Source organism: Crateriforma spongiae, assembly GCF_012290005.1.
Taxonomy (GTDB): Bacteria; Planctomycetota; Planctomycetia; order Pirellulales; family Pirellulaceae; genus Crateriforma; species Crateriforma spongiae.
In genome coordinates, this window is record NZ_JAAXMS010000001.1 from 712,184 (window position 1) to 737,044 (window position 24,861).

19 protein-coding genes are annotated in these 24,861 nt (G+C 58.8%); 5 read left to right on the forward strand and 14 right to left on the reverse strand.

Annotated features, from left to right (window positions below; genetic code table 11):
* Window positions 1-2: 2 nt before the first annotated feature.
* The 7 genes from HFP54_RS02650 to HFP54_RS02680 all read right to left on the reverse strand — a co-directional run bounded on the left by HFP54_RS02650 (window position 3) and on the right by HFP54_RS02680 (window position 7,025).
* Complete coding sequence (locus HFP54_RS02650) at window positions 3-1,100, reverse strand: sugar kinase (RefSeq protein ID WP_146412279.1); 1,098 nt, start codon at window positions 1,098-1,100, stop codon at window positions 3-5.
* Between the two features lie 74 nt (window positions 1,101-1,174).
* Window positions 1,175-1,807: a bifunctional 4-hydroxy-2-oxoglutarate aldolase/2-dehydro-3-deoxy-phosphogluconate aldolase gene (locus tag HFP54_RS02655; RefSeq protein ID WP_168563947.1), complete on the reverse strand. Its 633-nt coding sequence runs from the start codon at window positions 1,805-1,807 to the stop codon at window positions 1,175-1,177.
* A gap of 86 nt (window positions 1,808-1,893) precedes the next feature.
* A complete protein-coding gene (locus HFP54_RS02660) occupies window positions 1,894-2,688 on the reverse strand; it encodes a 3-ketoacyl-ACP reductase (RefSeq protein ID WP_315853835.1) in 795 nt (264 codons plus the stop codon).
* Complete coding sequence (locus HFP54_RS02665) at window positions 2,685-4,073, reverse strand: glycosyl hydrolase (protein ID WP_168563949.1); 1,389 nt, start codon at window positions 4,071-4,073, stop codon at window positions 2,685-2,687. The genes HFP54_RS02660 and HFP54_RS02665 overlap by 4 nt, the downstream gene beginning before the upstream one ends.
* A gap of 241 nt (window positions 4,074-4,314) precedes the next feature.
* Window positions 4,315-5,286: a carbohydrate kinase family protein gene (locus tag HFP54_RS02670; RefSeq protein ID WP_168563950.1), complete on the reverse strand. Its 972-nt coding sequence runs from the start codon at window positions 5,284-5,286 to the stop codon at window positions 4,315-4,317.
* 111 nt (window positions 5,287-5,397) lie between these two features.
* The gene (locus HFP54_RS02675; RefSeq protein ID WP_168563951.1) at window positions 5,398-6,237 is read right to left on the reverse strand and encodes a response regulator; all 840 of its coding nucleotides are present in this window, start codon (window positions 6,235-6,237) and stop codon (window positions 5,398-5,400) included.
* 98 nt (window positions 6,238-6,335) lie between these two features.
* A complete protein-coding gene (locus HFP54_RS02680) occupies window positions 6,336-7,025 on the reverse strand; it encodes a PTS sugar transporter subunit IIA (RefSeq protein WP_168563952.1) in 690 nt (229 codons plus the stop codon).
* Window positions 7,026-7,384: 359 nt separating this feature from the next.
* Between HFP54_RS02680 and HFP54_RS02685 the strand changes: the two genes are divergently transcribed.
* Window positions 7,385-8,839 (forward strand): hypothetical protein, encoded by a 1,455-nt coding sequence (locus HFP54_RS02685; protein WP_168563953.1) that lies wholly within the window; start codon window positions 7,385-7,387, stop codon window positions 8,837-8,839.
* A 44-nt stretch (window positions 8,840-8,883) separates the two neighbouring features.
* Here HFP54_RS02685 and HFP54_RS02690 read toward each other — a convergent pair whose 3' ends face one another.
* The 4 genes from HFP54_RS02690 to HFP54_RS02705 form a co-directional block, all read right to left on the reverse strand.
* Window positions 8,884-9,681: an NIPSNAP family protein gene (locus HFP54_RS02690; protein ID WP_168563954.1), complete on the reverse strand. Its 798-nt coding sequence runs from the start codon at window positions 9,679-9,681 to the stop codon at window positions 8,884-8,886.
* Window positions 9,682-9,755: 74 nt separating this feature from the next.
* Window positions 9,756-10,475 carry a class I SAM-dependent methyltransferase gene (locus HFP54_RS02695; protein WP_168563955.1) on the reverse strand — a complete coding sequence of 240 codons (720 nt, stop codon included), beginning with the start codon at window positions 10,473-10,475 and terminating at the stop codon, window positions 9,756-9,758.
* A 274-nt stretch (window positions 10,476-10,749) separates the two neighbouring features.
* Window positions 10,750-11,724 carry a CDP-diacylglycerol--serine O-phosphatidyltransferase gene (gene pssA, locus HFP54_RS02700; protein WP_231604568.1) on the reverse strand — a complete coding sequence of 325 codons (975 nt, stop codon included), beginning with the start codon at window positions 11,722-11,724 and terminating at the stop codon, window positions 10,750-10,752.
* A 1-nt stretch (window position 11,725) separates the two neighbouring features.
* Window positions 11,726-12,769, reverse strand: a complete 1,044-nt coding sequence (locus HFP54_RS02705) for a phosphatidylserine decarboxylase (RefSeq protein WP_206035962.1) — start codon at window positions 12,767-12,769, stop codon at window positions 11,726-11,728.
* 99 nt (window positions 12,770-12,868) lie between these two features.
* On the opposite strand from HFP54_RS02705, the gene nadB reads away from it, so the two are divergent.
* The 4 genes from nadB (at window position 12,869) to HFP54_RS02725 (ending at window position 20,020) form a co-directional block, all read left to right on the forward strand.
* Window positions 12,869-14,551 (forward strand): L-aspartate oxidase, encoded by a 1,683-nt coding sequence (nadB, locus tag HFP54_RS02710; RefSeq protein ID WP_168563956.1) that lies wholly within the window; start codon window positions 12,869-12,871, stop codon window positions 14,549-14,551.
* A 186-nt stretch (window positions 14,552-14,737) separates the two neighbouring features.
* Window positions 14,738-15,706: a lipase family protein gene (locus tag HFP54_RS02715; RefSeq protein ID WP_146412308.1), complete on the forward strand. Its 969-nt coding sequence runs from the start codon at window positions 14,738-14,740 to the stop codon at window positions 15,704-15,706.
* Between the two features lie 26 nt (window positions 15,707-15,732).
* On the forward strand, window positions 15,733-16,716 hold the full coding sequence (locus tag HFP54_RS02720) for an AAA family ATPase (protein WP_235951201.1): 984 nt from the start codon (window positions 15,733-15,735) through the stop codon (window positions 16,714-16,716).
* Window positions 16,717-16,879: 163 nt separating this feature from the next.
* Window positions 16,880-20,020, forward strand: coding sequence for a cadherin domain-containing protein (locus HFP54_RS02725; protein WP_168563958.1), 3,141 nt, complete (start codon window positions 16,880-16,882; stop codon window positions 20,018-20,020).
* Window positions 20,021-20,095: 75 nt separating this feature from the next.
* Here HFP54_RS02725 and HFP54_RS02730 read toward each other — a convergent pair whose 3' ends face one another.
* The 3 genes from HFP54_RS02730 to HFP54_RS02740 all read right to left on the reverse strand — a co-directional run bounded on the left by HFP54_RS02730 (window position 20,096) and on the right by HFP54_RS02740 (window position 24,858).
* Window positions 20,096-20,845: an ABC transporter ATP-binding protein gene (locus tag HFP54_RS02730; protein ID WP_146412314.1), complete on the reverse strand. Its 750-nt coding sequence runs from the start codon at window positions 20,843-20,845 to the stop codon at window positions 20,096-20,098.
* A gap of 116 nt (window positions 20,846-20,961) precedes the next feature.
* Window positions 20,962-22,575: an ABC transporter permease gene (locus HFP54_RS02735; RefSeq protein WP_168563959.1), complete on the reverse strand. Its 1,614-nt coding sequence runs from the start codon at window positions 22,573-22,575 to the stop codon at window positions 20,962-20,964.
* Window positions 22,576-22,680: 105 nt separating this feature from the next.
* Window positions 22,681-24,858: a multiheme c-type cytochrome gene (locus tag HFP54_RS02740; RefSeq protein ID WP_168563960.1), complete on the reverse strand. Its 2,178-nt coding sequence runs from the start codon at window positions 24,856-24,858 to the stop codon at window positions 22,681-22,683.
* Window positions 24,859-24,861 lie beyond the last annotated feature (3 nt).

Here is a 24,861-nt window from a genome sequence, read left to right on the forward strand (position 1 = left end):
GCTTAGCGGACGACGCGAGCGCTGCCACCGCTTTTTAGCTTTTCGACTTCTTTCAAACTGGCCATCGACGTGTCACCCGGTGTCGTCATGGCCAGTGCCCCGTGGGCGGCACCATACTGGACGGCTTCGGCGGCATCGCCGGTGGACAAAAAGCCATAGATCAGGCCGCTGGCAAAGCTGTCGCCACCGCCCACACGGTCCAAGATTTCCAGATCTTCGTACTGTCGTGACTGATGAAACTGGCCGTCGTGCCAGACGATCGCACTCCAGTCGTTGATCGATGCTGTTTTCACGCCGCGCAAGGTTGTCGCGGTCGCTTTGAAGTTGGGGAATTCGGCGGTGGCACGCTCGATCATCTTTTTGAAATTGGTGACGTCCAGCTTGCTAAGGTTTTCGTCCACCCCGTCGACTTCGAATCCCAGGCAAGCGGTGAAGTCTTCTTCATTACCAATCATCACGTCGACGTGCTGGGCAATCTTACGGTTGACGTCTTGGCATTTGGCGTGGCCGCCGATGGCCTGCCACAAGGATGGGCGGTAGTTCAGGTCATAGGAAACGACGGTCCCATGGCGGTGTGCTGACTGGACCGCTTCCAAAACAACCTCGGGCGTGGTTTCGCTAAGCGCCGCATAGATGCCGCCGGTGTGGAACCAACGAACGCCTTGTTTGCCGAACAAGTCGTCCCAGTCGATGTCCCCGGGTTTCAACTGGCTTGCCGCCGTGTTACCGCGATCGGCCGCGCCAACGGCACCACGTACGCCGAACCCACGTTCGGTGAAATTCAGTCCGTTGCGGACGGTGCGCCCGACTCCGTCATAGTCGAACCATTGCACCCACTGCGTGTCCACGCCGCCGGTCAGCATGAGGTCTTCCACCAAGCGACCGATCGGATTGTCGGCCAACGCGGTGACGATCCCCGTGTTTAAGCCGAAGCAGCGACGCAACCCGCGGGCGACGTTGTATTCGCCGCCGCCTTCCCACGCTTGGAATTGCCGTGTCGTATGGATGCGTCCCTCACCGGGATCCAGCCGCAGCATGACTTCGCCAAGCGATACCAAGTCATACCGGCACTGATCAGCGGGACGAAGATTGATACTCATGTCGATCGTTCAGCGAATGGAAAAGAGTTGGAGGAGTTACTCGTGGGGGTGGAAAAACAGTCCGGGCTGCATATTCAGCTTGGGTTTGCCAACGTCACCGCTTCGGCGACCAATCGTTCCACCGATTCAAAGTCGGATTGCGTGATACGGTCCCGTGGCACCATCCAGCTGCCACCACACGCCAGCACGGATGCCAGTTGCAGGTAGTCCTTGAGGTTGGCGGGCGAAATGCCACCGGTCGGAATGAAGCGGACATGATGATAAGGAGCCGAAACCGCCTTTAGCAGTTTGACGCCGCCCACCGCTTCAGCGGGAAAGAACTTCAGTGTGTTCAGTCCCAAGTCCAATCCCATTTCGATGTCCGATGGATTGCTGACACCTGGAAAGACGGGAATGCCTTTATCCAGCGCGTGGCGAACGACCTTGGGATTCAGACCCGGCGAAACGATAAAGGACGCACCGGCATCCTGTGCTTGGTCGACTTGATCGGTCGTCAGCACGGTTCCGGCACCGACACACAAATCGGGATTTTCCGCCATCCGTCGAATGCTTTCCGCCGCCGCGTCGGTGCGGAAGGTGACCTCGGCGATGGGCAGACCGCCGCTGACCAATGCCCGGCCCAGCGGCTCGGCATGGCCGGCGTCCTGCAGCACGATCACGGGAACCAAACGGTGTTTTTCGATGACATCCTGGGGGACCGTGGCCACTGCAAAAACCTATGGTGATTCGTAGAAGGAGTGAGGCAATCTAAATGGTGCGGAGGCTGATGTTTGCGTCGGGTGCCCGCGGTGACTTACAGACGTGGGATCGTCAGTCCGCCGTCGACATGAATGACCTGTCCGGTGCTGTAGGCGAAATCGCCGCGTGCCAAAGATGCGACAACGCGACCGGTGTCCTCTGGATATCCCCACCGCGGCGTCACACAGATGCCGTCACGGATCAGACGGTCGTACTTATCGGTCACGGTCGCCGTCATGTCCGTCTTTGTGATACCGGGGCGTACTTCAAAGACCGGAATGTTGTGTTCGCCCATTCGTGCGGCGAACAGTTGTGTCATCATTCCCATGCCCGCTTTGGCCAAGCAGTAGTCGCCGCGATTGGTTGACACCATGGTCGCGGAGACACTGCCGACGTTGATGATGCAGCCTTGGTAATCGGCGTCGTTCGACTTTTGCCGGACCATCCAAGCGGCGACACGACTGGTCAGAAGGTAGGGCCCCTTCAAATTGGTCCCCATGACGAACTCGTATGACTCTTCGTCAGCTTCCAACAAATCCTTGCGTTCTTTGGGCGCGACGCCGGCGTTATTGACCAGGACATGGATGCCACCGAAAGCTTCTTCAATGCCGTCGGTGATCATCTGGTGTGTCTGTGTTGATGCAATATCACCGGCAAAATATTGCACTGCAGGCGACTGTTCCTTCAGCCCATCCAAGACGTCGGCGACTTGTTCGGCCGGACGCATGCCATTGATCGCTAGTGCGTAGCCCTCATTGGCAAGAGCTTTGGCGATTCCCAGGCCGATGCCACGGGTGCCGCCGGTGATCAACGCGACCCTGGGAGGGGTTTGGACTTTCGACTGGCTCACGACGGCAGGCATCCATAAAACGTGTAATTGGTGACCGCATCGTCGGCCAAGCGTTGTACGTACAAGGCCAATTCACGCAGGTGATAATCACCCCACATGCAAGATTGGCCGTTTGCGATCGATTGGCCTTCGGCGACTTCGTCCCAGCCGCGGGGTTGGTGATAAATGCTATGCAGCAACAGCCCTTGATGATCGTTGCTGGTGCTGAGGTACGGTTCCTGCAGCAGATTGGCGGTCACGTGAAGTCCAGCTTGTCGGTACTTGGCGGCATCATGGTCGCCGCGTTTCTGCAGAAGATCCCCCAAACGCAGAAGCCCCTGGGCCGCGATGGCGGCCGCCGAACTGTCCACGGGTTCCCACTGATTGAACGGGTCGGCGGGTTGGTTCAAGTAATCGCCCAGCCGGTGAAGTTGCGGCGCGCCGGTGTCCCAATAAGGGATGCCGCAAGTGGGAGTGTTGTTCAGATAGAAGTCGCACGTCTGGCGAGCCGAATCCAGCATCATGGATTCGGCGTTTTGCAATTCCGATGAATCAATGTTCGAAGACGCCAGAACATCCCGCACGAATTCCAATTGTTCGGCGTACCCCAACATGGCCCAGGACAATCCGCGAGTCCACGTCGTTAACCCCGAAAAGCCCTGTTGGGAACTGGGGCATCGGAATGAACCGTCGTTCAAGTTGAAAACCGCTTCATGCGCGGTGCGTCCGGGAACGTCGTAATGATCGCGACCGGTTCCGTGATAGACATTGTATTTGTCGGTTGTTCGGATGTGCGTCAGTGCGCGGCCGGCCAACGAAATCGGTTGGTCACCTTCGCCCATCAACACGTGTCCCAGCGCGTGGCCGACCATCAAAATCCGGCAAGATCGGATGGTATCGATGAACAGCGAATGGGGGCCATTGAAGGAATAGACATAGCCTTCGCTGGGCGAAAGCTGTGTCCAACGTGAAGCCTGGACGGCCGCCGACGTTTTCAACGCCAGTTCATAAAACCTGATTTCCCAATCCGAGGCTTGGATCCGGTTCTCGCGGCACAGCCGCAGCAAGTTCCCGTAGGTGGATAAGTTGTTGAACCCATGGTCGTGAACGCCGACATGACTGACATGCGTCGCCATTCGATCGACCGTGTTTTCGCGGCCGATCTTCAAGAAAGCGTCGTCGTCGGTTGCATCGTATTGCAGTACAGATGACCCGTAGACGAAACCTTCGGTCCATTCGGTCCAGCCGCGTGTGGTGTACCGACCGCCGATGGTGAAGACGGGCGTACCCTGAGATTTGTCGTAATCGTTTTCCAGGCTTTCCAGTTTCGCGGCGGACGATTCCCACATGCGTTTGATTGCGGGCAACAGCGATTCTGGTGTCACGGACGGGTCGGGAATGATCATCGATACAGGAGATGAGTGAACGAGGGCCGGTGCGACATTGATGGGCCGTCCGATACGGCAGCCCTAACGCGGGCTGGACGCCAAGCTTTGGCAGCGTCACCCCGATGGGACGGCGGAGTGGCCCTGGCGAGAAGGCGACCGGTCAAGATCATGCATCAAACCGCGGCGGATGACCAGTCGGCGTCCGTTGCCCAACTCCCCAGGGCCGGCGATGAAGCGATCGTGTGTCGCCAATGGGGATCTAACTGCGATAGCGTTCCAGTCGGTACAGATCTTCGTCGGTCGATGTCGCGCCGGCGTTCTGGCAAATCCTTGCGGCGAATTGGATCGCCTGATTCAAGCAGGCATCCATCGATTGACCGGACAACAGGCCGTCAATAGTGGCCGCGGCGAACGCATCGCCCGCACCCACCGTGTCGACCATCTTGGCCAGTTTCGGGGCCGGAACGAACACGCGGGAATCCGGAGAGACGGCGAATGCGCCGTGCGGCCCACAGGTCACAAAAAACGTCCGACAATTCCAACGGTCACGCAGGCGGGCGACCGCTTCAGAAACTTGTTGATGAAACTCAGGCGACTCCGGTGCAATCGCCTGACCCGTCATTGATGAAAGTTCTTCATCATTCAGCTTGAAAAACGTGGCGTCCCTGGCAATGCAGTCGACCACATCATCACGCACCCATGGCGGCCGCATGTTGATGTCGATGAAGCGGTACGTTCCGTTCGACTGGACCCACGATCGCAAGATGTCCATGGACTCGGGGCGACGCCAAGCGAGCGTTCCCAGGTACAACAAACAGGGATCGGGGGGCCGGACGGCCATGTCGCTCGGGGCGTCAATAAAGTCATACGCCACCGGGTACACCAAATCGTAATCGGGGGTGCCGTTGGTCAATGTGACTTTGACGATGCCGGTTTCCCGGTCATCGCTGCGGACCACACCGTCGGTGTTCATGCCCCATTGTTTCAGCTTGTCGAAAATCAGTTCGCCACGATCGTCGTTTCCGATTTTTGAGACGAAGACGGGATCGCGTCCGAATCCACGCAAGTTCCAGGCGACGTTCAGTGGGGCGCCGCCGACGATATTGCGACCGTCGGGAAATGAATCAATCAGAGCTTCACCGACGATCACCGGTCGCAAACCGGTTGGGATTCCCAAGTTGTCTTGATGGGACGCACGCGCAGCGTCGGTCGAATCGGACGGTTCAGACATGCCGTAACAATCGGGTCAATGGATAGTGGATCGCGACGGTGCCATCCTACCCGTTGTCGTTGATCCGTTGCAGGACTCGCGTCGCCAAGCCGCATCCGGTCGGCTGTGGCATCACGCCGCGCGGCGGGAACTGGTTTGTGGATGCGATTGGGTTGGTGGCACGCCGACCATCGTCCGCAGCAAACGCTGGACCGCCGCGACGGGGCCCGGCTTTGCAATCACGGTGTCGATCCCGGCATCGCTTGCGGCTTGGATTTGCTGCGGTGATGCCATTGCCGTCATCCACCCATGGCGAGCAGTCGATCGCGTGCACCGGCTGGCCTGTCGGATGCGGGTACGCCAGGTCGCGACGTCGGTGGGGGCCGCCAAGCTGTCGTCCCACAGGCAAAGGTCGATGTTTCGGACCGAGGTGGATTCAACGTTGTTGGCCCAGCAAACGCTGTGGCCATCGGCGGCAACCAAGTCCATCCAATGATCAGCCGTGGTCAAGCAATCGGCCAGCACCAAAACGGCGGCGCGTCGATTCGGTCCAATTCCGGTATCATTCGTTGCGTCGTCCGCGGCCAACGCACTGGTTTCGGGTGTTTGGGACGTCCAGTGTTCTTGCAAGCGATCAGCGGCGATCCGCCAAGACATCGGGACCGTGTTCGGGTCGCGCCGCGCCGATGGCACCGTTTGGCACAGTGACGTGTTGACGATCCAACGCTGAGCCGACGGATAGGCGTCCGCGATTGTCGAAAGAGTGGCCGCGTCCATCTCGCCCGACTTTGATTTGACGATCATGACCAGGCGGACCGATGCCGCCGGACGATCAACGGCGTCTTGCAAATCGGAACGATACGCCACTTGTGGACAAACGTGTTCGGCAACCGTCGACAGACGTTGGACTTCCACACGACGGCGTGGACCGATCCACAGCAGCGTGCCGGGGTTGGTGGTTGAACGAGGCATCGCCACAAATCTCCTTACGAGCGGCGGACGGTTGGATCATCGATGTCGTTTCATTCGTTTCGACACGGCGTTGGGCAATGCACTGCGTCGGCGGCCGATCAGCTTTCAAAATCCACGATCGATTGCCAAGCCTGATCGGCAGAGGTTGCGGACCGAAGATGAGCAAGGAAGTCCGGCTGAGAGACCAAACGGCTGAGCTTCGCGAGAATACGAAGGTGAGCCGAGTCGTTGTAAGAGCAAATCAGGAAGAACACGTCGGTCAATTGGCCACGGCCTGAGGAGAAGGGGATGCCGGCCGAACAGATGCCCAGGGCTAGGACCGATTCGGCAAGGATCGACGTTTGGGGACGACGCGGGTGCAGCAAAGCGACGCCACAATCCAGAGCGGTGGGATGCAGTTCTTCGCGTGTCTTGACCGCTTCGGACATCGCCGCAGCATCCCACAGGTATCCCGATGTCGCCGCCAGATCGCACATGGACCGGATCACACTGCTTCGCGTTCGCGCCTGTAGCGGGACTGCGATGTTGCTGGGCGGGCAAAGCTGCGACAACGTGGCATCGCCCGCGTCGCCGTGGTTGCGTTCCAGCAACGCTTCGACTTTGTCCAGTTCATCGTCGTCGCTTAGCCCGATCCGTTCCTCCAGCCAATGGTGGATTTCCGCTTCGTTGAACTGCCACTGGCCGCCGACTTTGCGACCGGGCAATTTGCCGCGGTTGGCCATCTTGTTGACTTGAGCCGGCGTCAGGTGCAAGTACTCGGCAAGTTTGTCGACATCTAGGACGTCCATCGTTCGATCGGCGGGTTGGAAAGGAAGGAGCTGGGTGGAAAGGCTAGGAACGAAGTAACGGAGGCGGAAAACGTTGGACGCGGCCAGAGTGGAAACGGTCATCCCCAGAAAAACGGTGTCTCTTGGAAACGGGGATTTTGCACAGGCCTGTCCTGTCCGTGTGGATCCGTCGATGGGCGGCGGCTGGATTGTGGTTGGACCCAGGGACGCATTCATCTTGACCGAATTCGCAAAAAATCGGTAGTTCCGTTCAAGTCTGTCGCAGCGGCAGTCGACACGGCCGAATTTTCCAGCCGATTCCCCCCCCCCGCTGCTTTTTACCCAACGTCCTGAATGCACCGACCGTGGCAACCTTCGCGATGAAGTTCACGAATCAGCGTGATCGCCGAACACTGGCGGCCCGAGATCCGGGACGTTGGTGCTGCACGCTGGTGATGGCGATGCTTTGCATGGTCGCCGGGCCGAATCATGCAAGTGGACAGGGTGGGTACCCGTCCCCGATAGATTCGCCTCAGACCGATTTAACGCCGATCGGACCACCCGCATACAGTGGCGGAACCAACGGCAGTGGATTGCTGTTCGATCCGTATTCGACCAGCGGCTCGGCTGGTGCTTCGCTGGGAATGCCGACGACACCGCCACCGGTCGCGGGCGGATCGGGGTATCCCAACGGCGGTTTGTTCGGGCAGATGTTTTCCTCGGGCCCGCCGGCTACCTATCCCGGCGGCACGCTTTCGTCAGGAAGCACGACTTTGCCGCCGCCCGGTGGTGCGTTGCCGAATGCTTACGGTGCGACGACCGCGGCGCCTTACACGGGATCGATCTACAACTATCCGCCAACCGGCGGCGGATCGGTCTATGCACCCGGTCCCAGCGGTGCGGGTGCTTATCCGTCCAGCATTTATCCCCAAGGATCGCCGTCGACGTTGTTCCCCAACGGCATGTTTGGCGGGGCGTCGATCGGCAGTGTGATCGCCCAGGACCCAATGATCTACAACGCTTACCGTCGGTTCCAAGGGCCTCGGATGCGTTACACGTACATCGGTCGTGGCAGCGGTGCCGAAGACGTGAACCAGAATATTTTTGATTTCTCGGCTGCGTTCGCGTGTCAAAACTTCATCGCGTCCGGACGCCCGTTGTACATCGTCCCGTCGTTTTCGCTGCGTCTGTGGGATGGACCGATCAGTCCCGGCGGCCCGGTCAGTCCGGATCTGCCCGGACAAGCCTATGACGGATTTTTGGATTTCGGATGGCAGACGGATCCGAATCAGATGTTCGGTGTCGAATTGGGGATTCGTACGGGCGTCTTCACCGACTTTGAAACCATGAACAGCGATTCATGGCGGATCCGCGGAAAGGGATTGGCGTCGTTCCGATTGACGCCGGCGTCCACCCTGAAGCTGGGCATCTACTATCTGGATCGCAATACGATTCAGCTGTTGCCGGCCGGCGGATTGCTGTGGCAACCCAATCCCCTGAAACGCTGTGACATCTTTTTCCCCGAACCGAAATTTGCGCACTATTGGCGAACCATCGGAACGCAGGACGTCTGGTGGTACATCGGTGGCGAATACGGCGGAGGTGCCTGGACGATCGAGCGAGCCGACGGAACGAGCGACAACGTTGAAATGAACGACCTGCGGGCCATGTTCGGCTTTGAATGGGGCCAAAGCGAATTGATCCGCTCGGGCCGCCGACGTGCCTTCATTGAATTTGGTTACGTCTGGGATCGCGAGGTGAACTACAAATTCAATCCGCAGGACGATTTCTCACCCCGCAGTGCGTTCATGTTCCGCGGCGGATTCGGGTACTGATTGCCGCTTGCCGCCGCGTCAGATTGCACCTGCGATTCACATCATCACATTTGTGAATACGGTTTGGGTGTCAAAACCAGTTTGTCGATCCGGCTGACCGTGTTGGCGTATTGCTTGTCCTTACTCAGGACTTTCCAGTCCGGGTGGACGCGAAACGCTTTCCAAGCCTCATTGCGTGCCGCGTCGTTTTCATAGACGGTCAAGTACGTCAGGCTGGGCTGTTGCGGTCCTACCAAGCATTGACCGATGAAGATCGGTTGGATGTCGCAATCCAAAAAGATCGGGACTTCGCCGTTGTTGAACATGTCCACCTTTTTGGCGGCCAGTCGCTCGTTGGCGCTCTCGTAAAGACGCAATTCGTAAACGCGGTCGGGATTGTCCAGCGTGCCGCTGGGCACACTGAGTTGCTTCATGCAATCCATCGCCACCAGCAGTTCGGTTTGAATCCGCTGGAACGCCGGTTCGTTATGCGCACGCTGTAGGTATGCGTCGGCATCCTGCAGGTATTGCGAGTCGCTGGACAACGCGGCGGCCGTCTTAGCGATGTCGGCCGCGTTCTTGTAGGGGATAACAACCACCACCCGATCGGACAAACGTTTGTTGTCGTTGGGGTTCAGAGAATCCGGATACGCGAATGCGCCGACCGGGCCGATTTGTTGACGCTGCAGTGCCGGGATCAGTGCGTCGGCAAGGTACTGGTCCAACGCTTGGGCGTCGCCTTGTTCGCCCAGGATATAGTGCCGGACTTCGTACAGCTCCGGTTCATCAGCTTGTGTGGAGGTCATCGGGACGCAGGCCAGGACGGCCAAGACGGCGGCGGAAAGCCAGGGGCGATGGTTCATTTGCGGTCGTTGATGCGTGGTTGGGGAATGGAAGGAAACCGAGGCTGTGGTCCCGCATTCTACCCGCCGGCGCATCAGTCGTTGCAATCGACCGCCGATTCCATTCGATCCACCTTGCAGGTCGCACGCAGCACGGTGAACAGCGACCAGGGCTTGGGCTTGAAGCGGTCTTCCAGGCGGATGGGCAACTGGTCCAGCAAGGGATCCAGACGCAAATCGGTTCGCCATCCCAGATGCTTGGTCAGGTTCCCGGCGGAATCGACCACCGCGGCGATCAGCGGGTTTTTGCTGCGGAAATGATTGATCAGCAAGATTTGACCGCCGGGGCGACAAACGCGGACCATCTCTCGCATCATCGCCTGGGGATCATTGACCACGCTGACGGTGTGGAACGATGTGACCAAGTCGAAGCTGTCGTCTTCAAAGTCCAGCGATTCCGCGTTCATCGGCATGACGCGGATGTGTTGCCAGTCGTTCTTGTCGATGCGTTCCTGGGCTTCGGCCAGCATGGGGACCGACAGATCCACGCCGGTCAATTCGATGTGGTGGGGGTAGGTGTCCAGCGACAAACCGGTTCCCACCCCGACCTCCAGTACTTGGGTGGCCGGTGCGATGTCCAAAGCCGCGATGTTCTCCGCGATCCGGCGTTTGGAAACGGCAGGCCAGAGCGCTTCGTAGGCCGGGACCAGCTGGTGGTACAACGGGCTGGAAGCCGGCTTGTTGGACGTTTTGCGGTCACGCGAGTCGGACGATGGCCGTTTCGGGTGCGGTTTGGACTGAATGTCGCTGATCATAGGTTGCGATCCGTGTATCCGTTTCTGAATGCCCCTTCGGTCGTGCAGGACGCGTACCGTGACATTCGTTGTCGACGCCCACTGTTTGGTGCCCAGCCGGAGGCGTCAAGTCATGCTGGTTTGGCCGTGGAAACGTCCTAACTATCAGGCATGTATCGGTTTACGTGTCGCAAGTGTCCGCTTTGCCCCGTCAATCATGAAGAAAATATTACGATCCGTTTACACGAATCGCTCCGCAACGAGGGATGTGCTGGATTCGGCCGGAACGGCCGGCCTAAAAAGTATCCTCCGCCGACGTATCCGCTTCGGCCAGCGCCGATTCACCTTCGGGTGTGGCGGGTGACCACAGCGATTTGATCGGCGCACCGAACGCGAAGTAACAAAACACCATCGGCAGGGCGACCCAGTGCAATAAGAAGACCAAAAAGACCGCAAACAGCGCTTGGCCGATTTGGTGTGGCGGACGATGACCGCCGATCCACTGGCGGACCACGTGCGGGTACTGAAAACGCGACACCATCAGAAAGGCCAATGCCAGTGCCAGGCAAGGAATGACGTAGTGCGACGCGTCCAGTGACCACGTCGCCGCGGTGCGAATGAAGTTCGGCAGGGCCTCCTTGGTCTGCAAATCGGCTAGGTCTGGCATGGCGATGGCAAACGCGGCCAGGGTGCCGGCCGCCGCGGGGCTGGGCAAACCGTCAAAGCCGTCGTGCGGGTCGTCTTCGCCCGTTTCAACGTTGAATCGGGCCAGCCGAATCAGCACGCACAACGTGAACAAGACGCCGATGGCCCAGGTCAGACGCTGAGGCAACCGGTCGCTGATCTGCCAAACGATCACCGCGGGTGCGGTGCCGAAGGTGATGGCATCACAGAGGCTGTCCAGTTCCGCGCCGAACTGGCTGGCTTGGCCCGTCAGTCGCGCCGCCGATCCGTCCAACGCGTCGAACACCATTCCGCCAAAAATCAGCATACCGGCGGCAAACAGCTTTTGTTCGTCCGGCCACTGCAGCGTCGTGCTCATGGCAATCGCGATGGCCGCCAGCCCACAGACACCGTTGCCCAGGGTCAGCAGTGTGGGCAGCACGGCCAGCATGACCTTGCGCCGCTTCTTGGCCTGGCGTCGACGTCGGTCCCGGCGGCGGGATCGAGGGTTGGTCGTCTCGTCGCCCAGAGGCCCGTCGTCAAGCGATTCTTCGGCGTCCGAATCGATGTCTTCACGCTGGGCGTCATCGATCAGTCCGCGTGTCATTTCACTCATACTTTGCCAACACCGTATTTCCGGCGGCGATTTTCTGTCCCAGCTTGGCGACGACACGGAGCGATGGGTCGTCGGGGATCAACAGTTCGGTCCGCGACCCCAGCTTAATCATGCCGAACATTTCGCCACGCTTTAAAACGTCACCGGGACGGACCCAGCACACGATGCGCCGTGCGAACTGGCCGGTGATCTGACGGATACGGCACCGGCGTGATGCGATCGGACCGGGAATTTCACCGGCGTCCAATTCGACGGTCACGTCCAAATTCTCGTTTTCTTTGGCGGATTCGGGACGCAATGCGTTTAAAAACTTTCCGGGTCGGTATTGGATCGCCACGACTTTGCCGGGCAATGACGCGCGGTTGGCATGCACGTTGAAAATCGAAAGGAAAATTCCGAACTGGATGCAAACGCCCAATTCCGGATCTTCGACGCGTTCGATCTGGACGAGTTTTCCGTCGGCCGGTGCGACGACCGTGCCCAGGCCATCGGGGACCGCACGCGCGGGATCGCGAAAAAACCAGACAATCAAACCCGTCACGATTAGCGGACCGATTGCCAGCGGCCACCAAAACCAGCCGGCCGCCACGGCCAACAGCAACATGCCGCCGCCCAAGATCAGCAGTTCGGCCAGGCCCACGCGGACAAACGGCAGACTTTCACGCCAATAGAAGGGATCGTCGGCTTGATCCCAGTGGTAGGTTGCCTGGTTGCGGTAATACTTCACGTCACGCGGGTCGACGGGATCGAAAGGCAAGTCGCCACGTTCACCCTGGCGCAGTGACTGCATGCGACGGACATAGCCCGGAAAAAAGCTCCGCAACCAAGCCCGCCGTAAACGGCCCCAGGCCAATTCGATCGACATCACAATCCCGCCGCCGGGCTGGATGTTTTTGACTTGGGGATCCATCGCGGGCTGTCCCGAATCGTCCGCCTGCTGGGGGGCTTCGGCGGCAGTGTCGGCCGGGGCGGACGCGGCATCCGGCGGCGAATTTTTTGGCGGCTCAGGCCGTGACGATGCTGGGGGTGTGCTCATGTTAAACAAGCGTATCCGCTATAACGGACAGCTGTCGACACGCCGCCAACGTTTCGATGGCGATCAACCAGTTTCGGCAGATCAAGACCTGCGACCACTATGACCCCACGATATTTGCTGCCCTTTGATTCGCGCCGTTCGCTGCATCGGTTCGCCGATGTCTTGATCATCGGTGGCGGACTTGCGGGGCTCCGTGCCGCCAACGCCGTGTCGCCCAATCAGTCGGTCTTGGTGGTCACCAAGGATCAGTTGCGGGAATCCAGCAGCAACTACGCCCAAGGCGGAATCGCCAGCGTCATTAACCCCGAAGACTGTTTCAATTCCCACATCCGCGACACGCTGGTTGCCGGCGCCAATTTGTGCGACAGCGAAGTCGTCGAAATGGTGGTCCGCGACGGCCCACAGCGGATCGAAGAATTGATCCGGTGGGGAACCCAATTCGATGAATTTGAAGGTGCGATCGCGCTCGGACGCGAGGGCGGTCACAGTTACCAACGGATCCTGCACGCCCACGGCGATGCGACCGGACGCGAAATCATGCGTGCGGTGATCGAACGCACGCGGAATGCGGAGAACATCGAAATTCTGGAAGACACCTTCACGGTGGACTTGTTGACTTATGAAGGCAAGTGTCGCGGTGCGGTGGTCGTCGGCTGTGGCGAAAAGAACGAAGACAGTCGCCCGATGATGGTCTGGGCCAAAGAAACGATTCTGTGCACCGGCGGTTCCGGCCAGGTCTATCGCGAATCGACCAACCCACCGGTGGCCACCGGTGATGGCACCGCATTGGCATACCGTGCCGGCGTGGAGCTGCGGGACATGGAATTTGTTCAATTTCACCCCACGGTGTTGTACATCGCCGGATCGTCGCGGTCGCTGATCACCGAAGCGGTGCGTGGCGAGGGCGCCTATCTGGTCGACAGCGAAGGGCATCGCTTCATGCCCGAATACGATTCACGCGCCGAATTGGCGCCGCGGGATATCGTCAGTCAGTCGATCGTCCGACAAATGGCCCGCACCCAGCATCCCAGTGTCTATTTGGATTTGTCTCACTTGGACGGCGATCGCATCCGCGAACGATTCCCTGGGATCGCCGATGTCTGTGCCCGGTTCGGTTTGGATTTGACAAAGGATCGCATTCCCGTTCGTCCCGGCGCTCATTACGCGATCGGTGGCGTCACCGTGGATCGCCAGGGACGCACGTCGTTACCCGGGTTGTGGGCCGCGGGCGAAGCGTCCAGTTCGGGGCTGCACGGGGCCAACCGACTGGCCAGCAACAGTTTGTTGGAAGGCCTGGTGTACGGTGCTTATGCCGGTGAAGCCGCGTCGCGGTCGGCTGCCGAAGGGCCCCACCGGATGTTAGCGCAGCGGATCCAGTCGGCGGTCAAAAACAGCACCACCGAATTCGATGTCGCCGATGTCCGTGTGTCATTGAAAAGTCTGATGGGCCGCTTGGTCGGGGTCGAACGAAGTGCCGAAGGTTTGCGTGAAGCAGGCAATTCGATCCATTCGTTTGCCGCGTACGTGATGGCGCACCAATTCGATACGGTCGGCGGCTGGGAATTGCAGAACATGATCACCACCGCCCAGTGCATGGTCGCCGCCGCCCAAGCACGGACCGAATCGCGGGGTGTTCACTTCCGCACCGATCACCCCGAAAGCGACGACGAAAATTGGCGTCGGCACTTGACCATCCAAGTCGATGTCAACGGCGGTCACCCACGCCGTGGACCGCTGCAGACCAGCAGCACGCTGCAGATCGATTCGCTGAAGCCGTGTTAAAATTTCGCGACACCGACGATTCCCCCAACGGTTCGCGTTTGAAACCTTCCAGCCGGGCCGGTTTGCGTGGACCAATTTCGCGGTAACTTGAAGTGGATCGTCGGCTTCCCCGCTTTTGTTTTGCTTCCCGACGATCCCGTTGGTCTTTTTTGTTTCTGAAATGGTTCCTTCAAGGAAGTGCGACCGATGACGAAGATTGTTCATGACAAGGGCGAAGTCCCCGTCGTCATTCATTCCAACGTCAAGGGACCGATCGGTGAAATGACGTTTCTGCAGCGGTCGCTGCTGTTCGCCGAACTTTCGATGGTCGCGTACAACGATCCGGAGGAAGCCTCGGTCGCCGCGTCCATGGCGGGTTTCCCCGAATCCAACCTGTACGACAACGACGGTTCCCAGGCGTATCGTTTCCGAAACGAACACGACTGCGTGATCGCGTGCCGCGGTACCGAACCGAACGAATGGAATGACATTCGTGCCGATGCCAATGCCGCCAGCGTTTTGGCCGAAACGGTGGGCAAGGTCCACCGCGGTTTCAAACGCGAAGTCGACGATCTGTGGCCGATGTTGGAAGCCGCGCTGATCAGCAACGACCAGCCGTTGTGGTTTTGCGGCCACAGTCTCGGTGGCGCCATGGCGACCATTTGTGCCGGACGCTGTTACCTTTCCCACATCGCCAGTATGCCCGAACAGCTTTACACCTTCGGCAGCCCTCGCGTCGGCAACAAACGATACGTGAACTATGTCAGCTTGGATCACTATCGGTACGTCAACAACAACGACATCGTCACTCGCGTGCCGCCGGCTTGGATGGGGTATCGCCACAACGGTCACGAGGTCTACATCAACCGGCATGGCGAAATCGGCGAGCTGGGGATGGTGAAGAAACGTCATGACCGTTGGCGGGGGTTTGTTCAAAGCCTGACACGTTGGAAGATCGACCACCTGAGCGATCATGCGATTCACGAATACATCGCTGCACTGGTGGCCGCGGTGGACGAAGAACGTGCGGCGTCCAAGTTGGGTGAATCTCCGGTGCAAGCTGATGACGTGGCGGGTGAAGCACCGGCACCGCCGACATCACCGCCGGACGAGTCTGATCGATCGGTCGGTCAGCGATCTGGCGGTCAAACGACCCGTGCATCGGCGGGGGCATGATGAAGGATCATTCGGAATCACAGCCGATGATGACCGACAATCGCCACGTGGAAATCGATGGCGTGACGTTGAAGTTGGCACAGCCCCACAGCGCGCCGGCACAGTGGATCGGACAACAAGAAATTTTGATGCAGCTGTTGGCATGCTGGATCGTTGTGGATGACAACGACCTGCCGCTGACACCGCGTTTGATCGGTTCTCCCGGTGTCGGCAAGACGCAGTTGGCGATCGCCGCGGCGAATCAACAGCAGTTGCCGCTGTTCATTTATCAGTGCACCGCCGACACGCGACCGGAAGATTTGCTGATCACTCCGGTGCTAAGCCGGGGCGGCGAAATCGAATACCACGCATCGCCGCTGGTTTCGGCCATGCTGTTGGGCGGCGTTTGTGTGCTGGATGAAGGCAACCGGATGAATGAAAAATCCTGGGCCTCGGTCGCGCCATTGTTCGATAGCCGCCGGTATGTCGAATCCATCGTGGCGGGAATCACCATTCCCGCCGATCGAGATTTTCGTGCTGCGGTAACGATGAACCAGGACGAATCGACGTTCGAGATTCCCGATTACATCCTCAGCCGTCTGCAGCCGACTTTGAAAGTCGGGTTTCCAAACAAGCAGGACGAAATGGCGATCCTGCAATACCACCTGCCATTCGCTGAACCGGAAATGCTGGCGATGACGGTGGAGTTTTTGCAGCGGTCGCATGAGTTGAAGTTGGACTTTTCGCCACGCGATGGGATCAACCTGCTGCGATACGCACTGAAACGATTGACCCAAGACCCGACTCACCCGATCGGACGTGATGCCGCTTGGCGGGAAGCTTTGGAAAAATGTCTGGGTGAAGACGCGGCAGACTTGGAATCCCTGGCCCAGCGGAAAAGCCGAACCCTGGGCGGTGACGCCGTACCGCTGGGGTTGGCCGATCTATTTTTTGACGCTGACGATCCGCTGCACCCGGATCGTGACGTCGATGACGACGACGACGATGAAGATGAACGCGGTGACTTTTGAGCCTGTGGTTCTGACGCGGCCACGATCGCGTACCGCTTCCACAATGTGATCGTTTGAACCGCGGCCATGCCCAATTTGAGTGCATGGTCAACTGTGCATCGCTTTTCTCGGCAAGGTATCCTGTGGGGCCCTCGTTCCCACATCGATGTCGAGATAATCCGCGATGAAGAAAGTCCGTTCGCGACGCCGCCCACTGGCCATCGAAGCTTTGGACAGCCGCCGTTTGCTGGCGGCCCACATTAGCGAACTGTTGGTCGATCCGTTGTTCGGTGACAAAGACACCACGCAAATGGTGGAACTGCGCGGCCAGCCGAACGCGACATTGCAACAGGGTACCTACCTGCTGGTTGTCAGTGAGCGTGGTCTGAACAAAGGCGAAATCCACGGCAAGTTCGATCTTAGCGGTCAGCAGTTCGGATCCAACGGCTACCTGGTCATGCTGCAAAAGGACAGTCCGCACGTGGCCGACCCCGCGGCGAACACCTTGGTTTCGACCGAGACGGGATTCGGCGGTTTGCCCGCAGACTTGTACAGCGACACTCATGATTTGTCGGAACGAATCGACTTCATCATTGGCGCCAACGCTTACATCTTGGTCCAAACCGGGAACGAACCGACGCTGGGGACCGATATCGACACCAACGACGACGGTGTGATCGATCCTGCGATCGCCGCGACGTGGCAAATTCATGATTCGATATCGCTGCATCCGTTTGTCGGCCGCGGCGACCTGGCGTATGGAAACATCGTCTACGCCGAAATCGGAACCGGCCTAACCGCCATCAATGCACCCCAGGCCACCGCGGTCATCGGTACCGAAGGGTTCGGCTATGCGGGACGCGTCGGCGAATCCAGCCGCAGTTTGCCGGAGGATTGGGTCGTCGGAACGGTGCAAAATGAGGCCGCAGCGGGGGATCCGGCTCGGTGGGCATTGGCTGACAATCTGTTCGGCGAACCCAGCCAGTTTCCGTATGCCGGACGCGACTTGGACCACGTCGGTGGACCCAATTTTGTCGGCGGTGTTCGGGGCACGATCCGCGGCGAAATCAATCAGGGGATCGCCAATGTGACCGTCTTGGCCGACACCAATGGCAATGGGCAACAAGACAATCTGCACTTCGTCGTCGATCCGGACGATGTCAGCACGCCCACCAATACCGGTGTGCCTCTGCTAAACGCGTTCGACGGTGCGACGGTTACCAATTTTGCTTTGGGCTCGTTTGCCGCACACGAAGTGACCGCCGAGCGGGAGAAAGATTTCCCCAACGAGCGAACCAACCGAATTTTCGCCAAAGGCGGAATCGACTGGTTTGAAAACAGCAATGTCTTGCGAATCGATTTCTATCGACCGGTCAATCGCGCGTCGATCGTAGCGATCGGCGACGACAACCCGCTTTCAAAAGTCTACGGGCGTTTGCAGGCCTATACCGTCGACGGGCAACTGATCGACGAAACGGTCAGCGGACTGTTGGTCGACAGTGCGCGACAGACGATCGAAGTGTCGTCTGGTGAAGACAACATCGCATACGTGTTCGCCTTTGCCGACAACGACTACCCGGTCGACACCAAGGAAGGTGGACCGTTCGGGCGTTTCGATCGACTGGAGTACTGGCAACACGAACCGACGGCCGTGACGGACGAGAATGGCGATTACGACATCCGCCACCTATTCCCAGGTCAATACAACGTTCAACTGTTGGACGAAAACTGGGTGTCATCGATCCAGCCGATCAACGTCCAGCAATACGAGAATTTTGTCTTCGATTTCACCGCGGGTCCGAACCAACCGCCCGCGATTGATTCGGCTGAATTCGCCGTGTCCGAAGGCTCGGTGGCGGGCACCGTTGTCGGTACCGTCACGGCCAGCGATCCCAACGGCGATTCGATCACGTTTGCTTTGGGGGGGACACAGGACGAATTCGCCATCGACGCGGTGTCGGGACAAATCACTGTCACTGAGAACGCCGAGTTCAATTTCGAAACGCAGCAGCAATTCGAATTGGTTGTCGTCGCAACCGATTCGCGCGGCGCTGCGTCGGACCGAACGGTGATCGTCAATGTCACCGATGCGAACGAACCGCCCAGTCTTGGCGATGCAACCGCGTTTGTTGCCGAAGACCAACCGGTCGGCACGGTCGTGCGTGAATTGTTCGCACAAGATCCGGACGCCGACACTGTGTTTCAGTATTCCATTGTTGGCGGTAACGATGCCGGACTGTTCGAAGTGGAAGCTTCCACCGGCAAGTTGTTGGTGGCACAGCCCCTGGATTTCGAAACCGTCAGTCGTGTCGATTTGCAAGTTCGCGTGACCGACAATGGCCAGCCGGCCTTGTTCGATGACGCTACCGTGACGGTGTTTGTTGCCGATGTGAATGAAGCCCCACAGTTGACCACCACGCTCGTGGAGATCCCCGAGAACAAGACAGGGATCTTGGCCATGTTGTCCGCATCCGATCCGGAGAGTGGTCAGGGTGCGGCGTTTGAAGCGATCGGGGGCACGGCAGTGGACATGGTCACGCTGTTTTCGTCCGGTTTGTTGTCGTTGAACGATAACGCCCGGCTGGATTACGAAAGCGAAAACCAATACACGTTGGATGTCAGGGTGACCGATACGGGCAACCCACCACGGTCGACCGAAGCAACCATCGAATTGGTGATTCAAGACGTCAATGAGCCGCCGAAGTTTGATTTGGAACTGACCCCTCCCGCCGCCGTGGCCGGCGAGCCGTATCGGTTCGAATTGCCCGACGGCTATGCCAGTGACCCTGAAAATGATCCCTGGCAACTGCAGATCGATTTGGAATCGGCCGGTATGTCGCGCTGGGTCCAGTATGACGCTGCGACGGGCGTGATCGACGGCATCTTGCCTTCATCGCTGATCGGGCCTCACGAAATCAATGTTCGACTGATCAGCCAGAATGATCCGGAACTGTTTACTGACGAAACCGTTTCGGTCGTTGTCGGGGCCGGCCAGCGTCCGCTGCAGAATCAAGTGACCCGGCACGACGTGAATGCCGACGAAGATGTCACCGCGTTTGATGCCCTGCAGATCATCAACTTCTTGTCACGGCACGGCCAATTGTTGGGTGCCGATGCGACGGTGCGTTTCGGTGGATTTTATGACGTCAACGGCGACAACGACGTCACATCATTCGACGCGTTGTGGGTGATCAATGAATTGGCCCGCGGCGGTGAATCCGAATCACCGGCAGGCGAACTGATGGCGGTGGGGGGGAACGTCATGGCTGATATCGACGAAGACGACCTGGACGCCGTCTTTGCCGAACCGTCGTTTCTGTTCTGAGCTTGGCATTGCCCCGATGTTCCTAAACGTCGCGACGAAATCGTCGTCAAGGCTGCTGCGCACGCCGCAGGATTCTTAAGCGATTTGCAGTTTCGGGGCGTCGGGTGATTCGGTTCGAGTGCGTCGCGGTGACAACAACAATTGCCCGTCTTTCATTCGGTGACAGACATCGGCGGTTTCGGCGATTGCATCATCGTGGGTGATCATGCAAATGGTCAGCCCCTCGTTTTCGTTCAGCCCACGCAACAGCCCCAAGATTTCTTGGCCGGTGTCGGTGTCCAGGTTTCCCGTCGGTTCATCCGCCAGCAATAGCTGCGGATCGTTCATCAGCGACCGGGCGATCGCCGTTCGCTGCATTTCACCACCACTCAGTTCGCTGGGCTTGTGACTGGCACGCTGCAGCAATCCGACGCGGTCCAGCATTGCTTCGGCGCGACGGCGGGTTTCTTTGCGGCTGCGGAAATAGTCCGTCAAGCTGCGGCCGATCATCGTGGGAGCCAGGACGTTTTCCAGTGCGGAGAGTTCGGGCAACAGATGATAGAACTGAAAAATGATGCCGATCTGCTTGTTGCGAAAGCTGTCTCGGGTGCGACGGCTTGTGTTGTCGATTCGTTGTTGGCCGAAGTACACCTCGCCTTCATCCGGTTGGTCCAAGGTCGCCAGGATGTGCATCAACGTGCTTTTTCCGCTGCCGCTGCGACCGACCAAGGCAGTCACCTTGCCACGGGGGACATCCACATCCACGCCACGTAGCACCGGGACTTCCAATTTGTCTTTGAAGTAGCTTTTCTTGATGCCGCGGGCGCTAAGAACGATGTCGGACATCGGTGGATCCTCGTGTGCGGTATGCCGTCGGCAGTGGCCGCTTTTCGGGTGACTTTTTGGGGCGGGATGGTTTGGGTTGATGGAGATCGGCGGTGGTTTGGGCCGCGTTGCCGGGATCATTCGAAACGCAATGCGGCGACCGGGTGCATTCGTGCCGCTCGCAGTGCGGGAAGCACGCTGGCGGTGACCGCGATGGCAATCGCGCCCGCCATGACCCAGGTGATGGTGATCGGGTCGATGATGGTCGGGATTTCGGTGAAGTAATAGACGGTCGGATCGAAGACTTCTTGGCCCGTCGCCATTTCGACCAATTCAGCGATGCGATTGATGTTTCGGACAAACAGCAGCCCGCCGACCAAGCCAACGCCGCTGCCGACACCGCCCAGCAGAAGACCGTAGCTAAGGAAGATGCTCATCACCCCGCCGCCCGATGCGCCCAGGGCTTTCAGGGTTCCAATGTCCCGAGTTTTCTCCACGACGATCATGAAGAACGTGGCCAAAATCCCGAACCCGGCGACGGCAATGATCAAGAACAGCAAGATGTTCAAAATCGTGGTTTCCAGCTGGACCGCCGACAGCAACGGACCTTGCATGTCACGCCATGTTTGGATGTTCATCGAATAAACGTCCGCCGGGAATCGTTGACGCAGTGCATCGCGAACGGCGTTCAGGTTGGCCGATTCACGCAGTTTCAGTTGAATCGTGGTGACGCTGCGAACATTCGTTTGAGGGTCGACCATCTGGCGAAAGTCTTGCAGTTTGTCCAGCGGAACAAATGCAAACGTGCTGTCATATTCGCTCATTCCCGATTCGTACAAATCGACGACCGTGAATTTTTGATTGATGACTTTGGGGTTGTCCGAGGCGCTGGGGAACATCATGCGGATGTCATCGCCGGGGCGGGCAAAGTACGTGTCGTGAACATTGCCGTCGCTGTCACGCCACTTGGTGCTGCAAGTGCTGATCCCCAGAACGATCCCGGCGTATTGTTCATTGGCCGGATCAAATTCGGTTGCCGATTCGCCTCCGCCCAACTCTTCTGGAACAGCGTTTTGCATCGATGGGCCGTTCATCCAGCTGGGGCCGCTGGCCAAACCCTCGTCAATCGGTGAACCATCACCGTCCGCGTTGGACGTTTCGGTCGGGAATGCGGCGTTGTCGGGGACAGCGAATTGTTGCCGAATCTGTTCGGCTCGTTCACGTTCTTGCCGCAACAGTTGTTGTTCCATGGCCCGCCGACGCCGATAGCTCCAGCCCGAAATCGGAAAGCCTTCGCGTGATTCGGCATAGCCCCCATCACGAAGCTGGAAACTGACCGATTGGCGATTGTCGCGGTGGATCAAATAGCGGCCGAAATGGCTGACCTTGTCATAAGTCGCCGGGTCGATGCCGACCAATTGGACATGACGGGTGATCACTTGGCCGTTGTGGTCGATGCCCAGCATGGCCGGGACGTGCACGCTGTACGAAACGCCCTCCAAATCGTCACCGACGACCTTTCGGATTTCATCGACGTGGAATTCGGGATTGGGCAGGCCGCCGCTGGCCCAAGATTCCAGCAAAATGTCGGACGCCAAGCCGTGCAGGCGTTCGTGCATTTCCGCCGCAAAGCCGCTCATCACGGCGTTGACGACGATCAGGGTCGCCACGCCCAGGGTGACGCTGATGATCGACGCGAGCGCGATGTACCGCGTGCGCAGGTATCGAAAACACAGTAACCAACGGTACATGGCCGTTCCTTCGGCGACGGGCGGGGCAATCCTTGTCCTTGGCGGCAGGATAGGCGATTCGCTTCGTCGCGGTAAACGGCAATCGGGCGTCGTGTCAGCGGCGGATCAGTCGACGCCGTAGTGTTCGACTTCCGGCCAATAGACGTCTTCGAACGCGTTTTCGTCGTGGAAATCGGGGCTGTTATCCAGGTCGTGGCATTCCATGCACTTTTCGCGGGCTTTTTCCAGCGGTAGCTGCATTTCACGACGCAGTTGCTCCAAGCGATCCTGGGTCACATCCAAATCCCCGGCTTCGGCGGCACTGTGATCCGCACCAGGGCCGTGACAGTTTTCGCAACCATTGCCCGTCAGATGGTCGGTGGTTTCCAGCGAAAGATAGCCCGATTCATAGGGATAATACTTTTGGGGATTCCAACCGGTGACGTGACAGCTGATGCATTCCGGGTCAAAGTGCCGGGCAATGTCACCGCGTTCCTTCGGCGGGCTGACGATGCTGTCGGTGGCGTGCACGTGTGGTGTCGATTCCCAGATTTCAAACGCGGTGGTGTGGCATTCACCGCACGTCGCACTGCCGACGAAACGTCCGCCGTCGGGATGCGGTTGCGGGTTGATGCCCAGACCTTCCAAACCAAGATCACGAAGTTGTTCTTGGTAGGCTTTCATCAACTGACGCATTTCCGGAGCATCAGCGAATTCATGGCTCAGCGGCACGCGTGCATAGCGCAAGGAATCGTCAGGGTATAAAGCTATCAAACCCGCATACATGGCTTTGTCGCCGGTCACGATCATCTGTGTTTCGCTGCCGTCGATCGTTTGAGGTTGGAACGTCGGTTCGCCGTAGCCGCCCGAAACACACAGCAAATCAATGCCATCGACACGCCGTGCCAGCATTTGCCCGGCTTCTTCGGTCCCGAAAAACGTGACGACCACCCAATCGGGATTGGATTTTCGAATTTCGGCCACCGCTTTCTTGGCGGATTCCACCGCCGGCTGAATCGTGACATCGGTGGCGACGGTGCCTTCGACAAATTCCGGATCCAGCACCGTTGTGACGCCGACCGAAACGCCACCGCGTTGGATGATTTTGTGGCTGGGCATCAGCGACGGGTCGTACAACACGACGTTGGCAGACACGTACAGGGCGTCGTCGGCCGAGTCAGCGGCGGCTTCTTGGATCAGATCGCTGACCCCCAGCCGAACATCATCCGGGCCGAATCCGACCGCCTGGTAATTCATCGCCCGGAGTGCTTCGACGCTGCGGTGGTATTTGATTTCACCCTGGCTGCTGAAACGACGAATCAGGTTTCCCGTGTCGATCGGGGCCAACGTCCAGCCGGCGGATTTCAATTGGTCGAAAAAGGTGTACCGGCGAGCCACCCCGCCCTTTTGACGATCCAGCCCCGTGCAACCGCACGGTTCGATGTAGCCGTGTTGTTGGCCGGTGAACACCAGCGTCAAAGCCGGTTGGGGCCAGCTGCGGTAATCGATCGGCTGTCCCAGCGTTTGATCAGCAGGTTCTCGCAGCCGATTTTCCGGTGTGCCGGATGATGGCGTCGATCGCAAAGCATTGGGCTGGGGATCGTTGTCTGTGGCGTCGTCGTTGCCGGAATCCTTGCCGGTGGGAACATCCGCGGCGGCCAAGCTGATCTCTGCAGCGGGACGCGACGATTCCGGCGTGATGCTTGCGGTGATCGCGTTGTCCTGGACGGATGCTTCGGAATCGTCATCGGACGCCAGAACAGCCGGATCCGGAGCAGCCGAATCCGGAACAGCCGAATCCAGCGTGTCCAAGCCCAGTTGATCACTGGGGGACGAAATGACCATTTCCGATTCCGGTGCCGACAAGCTTACCGCAGGCTGTGCCAGGTCAGTCGAATTCGACTTTGCATCGTCCAGACCGAGTTCGGGCGGCGAAAGGTCAAAATTGTTGGCAACCGCCGGACCCGAATCAGACGACGCGATTGCGCGTGAGGCGGATTCGCCAGGTTGCAAGTCGCCGGGCAACGAAGATGCGTCCCGCTCGACCCGCGGGGTTTGTCGAAGGTGGACGGTGGCATGATCCTCCGGATCGACGTCGACCAGCATCGGAGCTTCCGACGACGCAAGATCGTCGGTGGCATCCATTTCGGTTGCCAGAGGCGGCGGCGTTTCGGGGCCGCCGCAACCGACGGCTACGACCAGCAATGCCAGCACCCCGAATCGACCGATCAAACGGACGTCCGAAGCTGACTTTGGATCCGTGTCGGCGGCGGACGGAGATGTCGATGTCGGGGCGGTGAACATTGC

Excerpts from the sequence above, each read along its gene's own strand:
- HFP54_RS02715 (WP_146412308.1), top strand. The coding sequence starts at position 14,738 with ATGACGAAGATTGTTCATGACAAGGGCGAAGTCCCCGTCGTCATTCAT.
- HFP54_RS02665 (WP_168563949.1), bottom strand. The coding sequence starts at position 4,073 with ATGATCATTCCCGACCCGTCCGTGACACCAGAATCGCTGTTGCCCGCA.
- HFP54_RS02740 (WP_168563960.1), bottom strand. The coding sequence starts at position 24,858 with ATGTTCACCGCCCCGACATCGACATCTCCGTCCGCCGCCGACACGGAT.
- HFP54_RS02730 (WP_146412314.1), bottom strand. The coding sequence starts at position 20,845 with ATGTCCGACATCGTTCTTAGCGCCCGCGGCATCAAGAAAAGCTACTTC.
- HFP54_RS02705 (WP_206035962.1), bottom strand. The coding sequence starts at position 12,769 with ATGAGCACACCCCCAGCATCGTCACGGCCTGAGCCGCCAAAAAATTCG.
- HFP54_RS02720 (WP_235951201.1), top strand. The coding sequence starts at position 15,733 with ATGATGACCGACAATCGCCACGTGGAAATCGATGGCGTGACGTTGAAG.
- HFP54_RS02685 (WP_168563953.1), top strand. The coding sequence starts at position 7,385 with ATGAAGTTCACGAATCAGCGTGATCGCCGAACACTGGCGGCCCGAGAT.
- nadB (WP_168563956.1), top strand. The coding sequence starts at position 12,869 with ATGACCCCACGATATTTGCTGCCCTTTGATTCGCGCCGTTCGCTGCAT.
- pssA (WP_231604568.1), bottom strand. The coding sequence starts at position 11,724 with ATGACACGCGGACTGATCGATGACGCCCAGCGTGAAGACATCGATTCG.
- HFP54_RS02695 (WP_168563955.1), bottom strand. The coding sequence starts at position 10,475 with ATGATCAGCGACATTCAGTCCAAACCGCACCCGAAACGGCCATCGTCC.
- HFP54_RS02650 (WP_146412279.1), bottom strand. The coding sequence starts at position 1,100 with ATGAGTATCAATCTTCGTCCCGCTGATCAGTGCCGGTATGACTTGGTA.
- HFP54_RS02725 (WP_168563958.1), top strand. The coding sequence starts at position 16,880 with ATGAAGAAAGTCCGTTCGCGACGCCGCCCACTGGCCATCGAAGCTTTG.
- HFP54_RS02675 (WP_168563951.1), bottom strand. The coding sequence starts at position 6,237 with ATGCCTCGTTCAACCACCAACCCCGGCACGCTGCTGTGGATCGGTCCA.
- HFP54_RS02690 (WP_168563954.1), bottom strand. The coding sequence starts at position 9,681 with ATGAACCATCGCCCCTGGCTTTCCGCCGCCGTCTTGGCCGTCCTGGCC.
- HFP54_RS02680 (WP_168563952.1), bottom strand. The coding sequence starts at position 7,025 with ATGGACGTCCTAGATGTCGACAAACTTGCCGAGTACTTGCACCTGACG.
- HFP54_RS02670 (WP_168563950.1), bottom strand. The coding sequence starts at position 5,286 with ATGTCTGAACCGTCCGATTCGACCGACGCTGCGCGTGCGTCCCATCAA.
- HFP54_RS02735 (WP_168563959.1), bottom strand. The coding sequence starts at position 22,575 with ATGTACCGTTGGTTACTGTGTTTTCGATACCTGCGCACGCGGTACATC.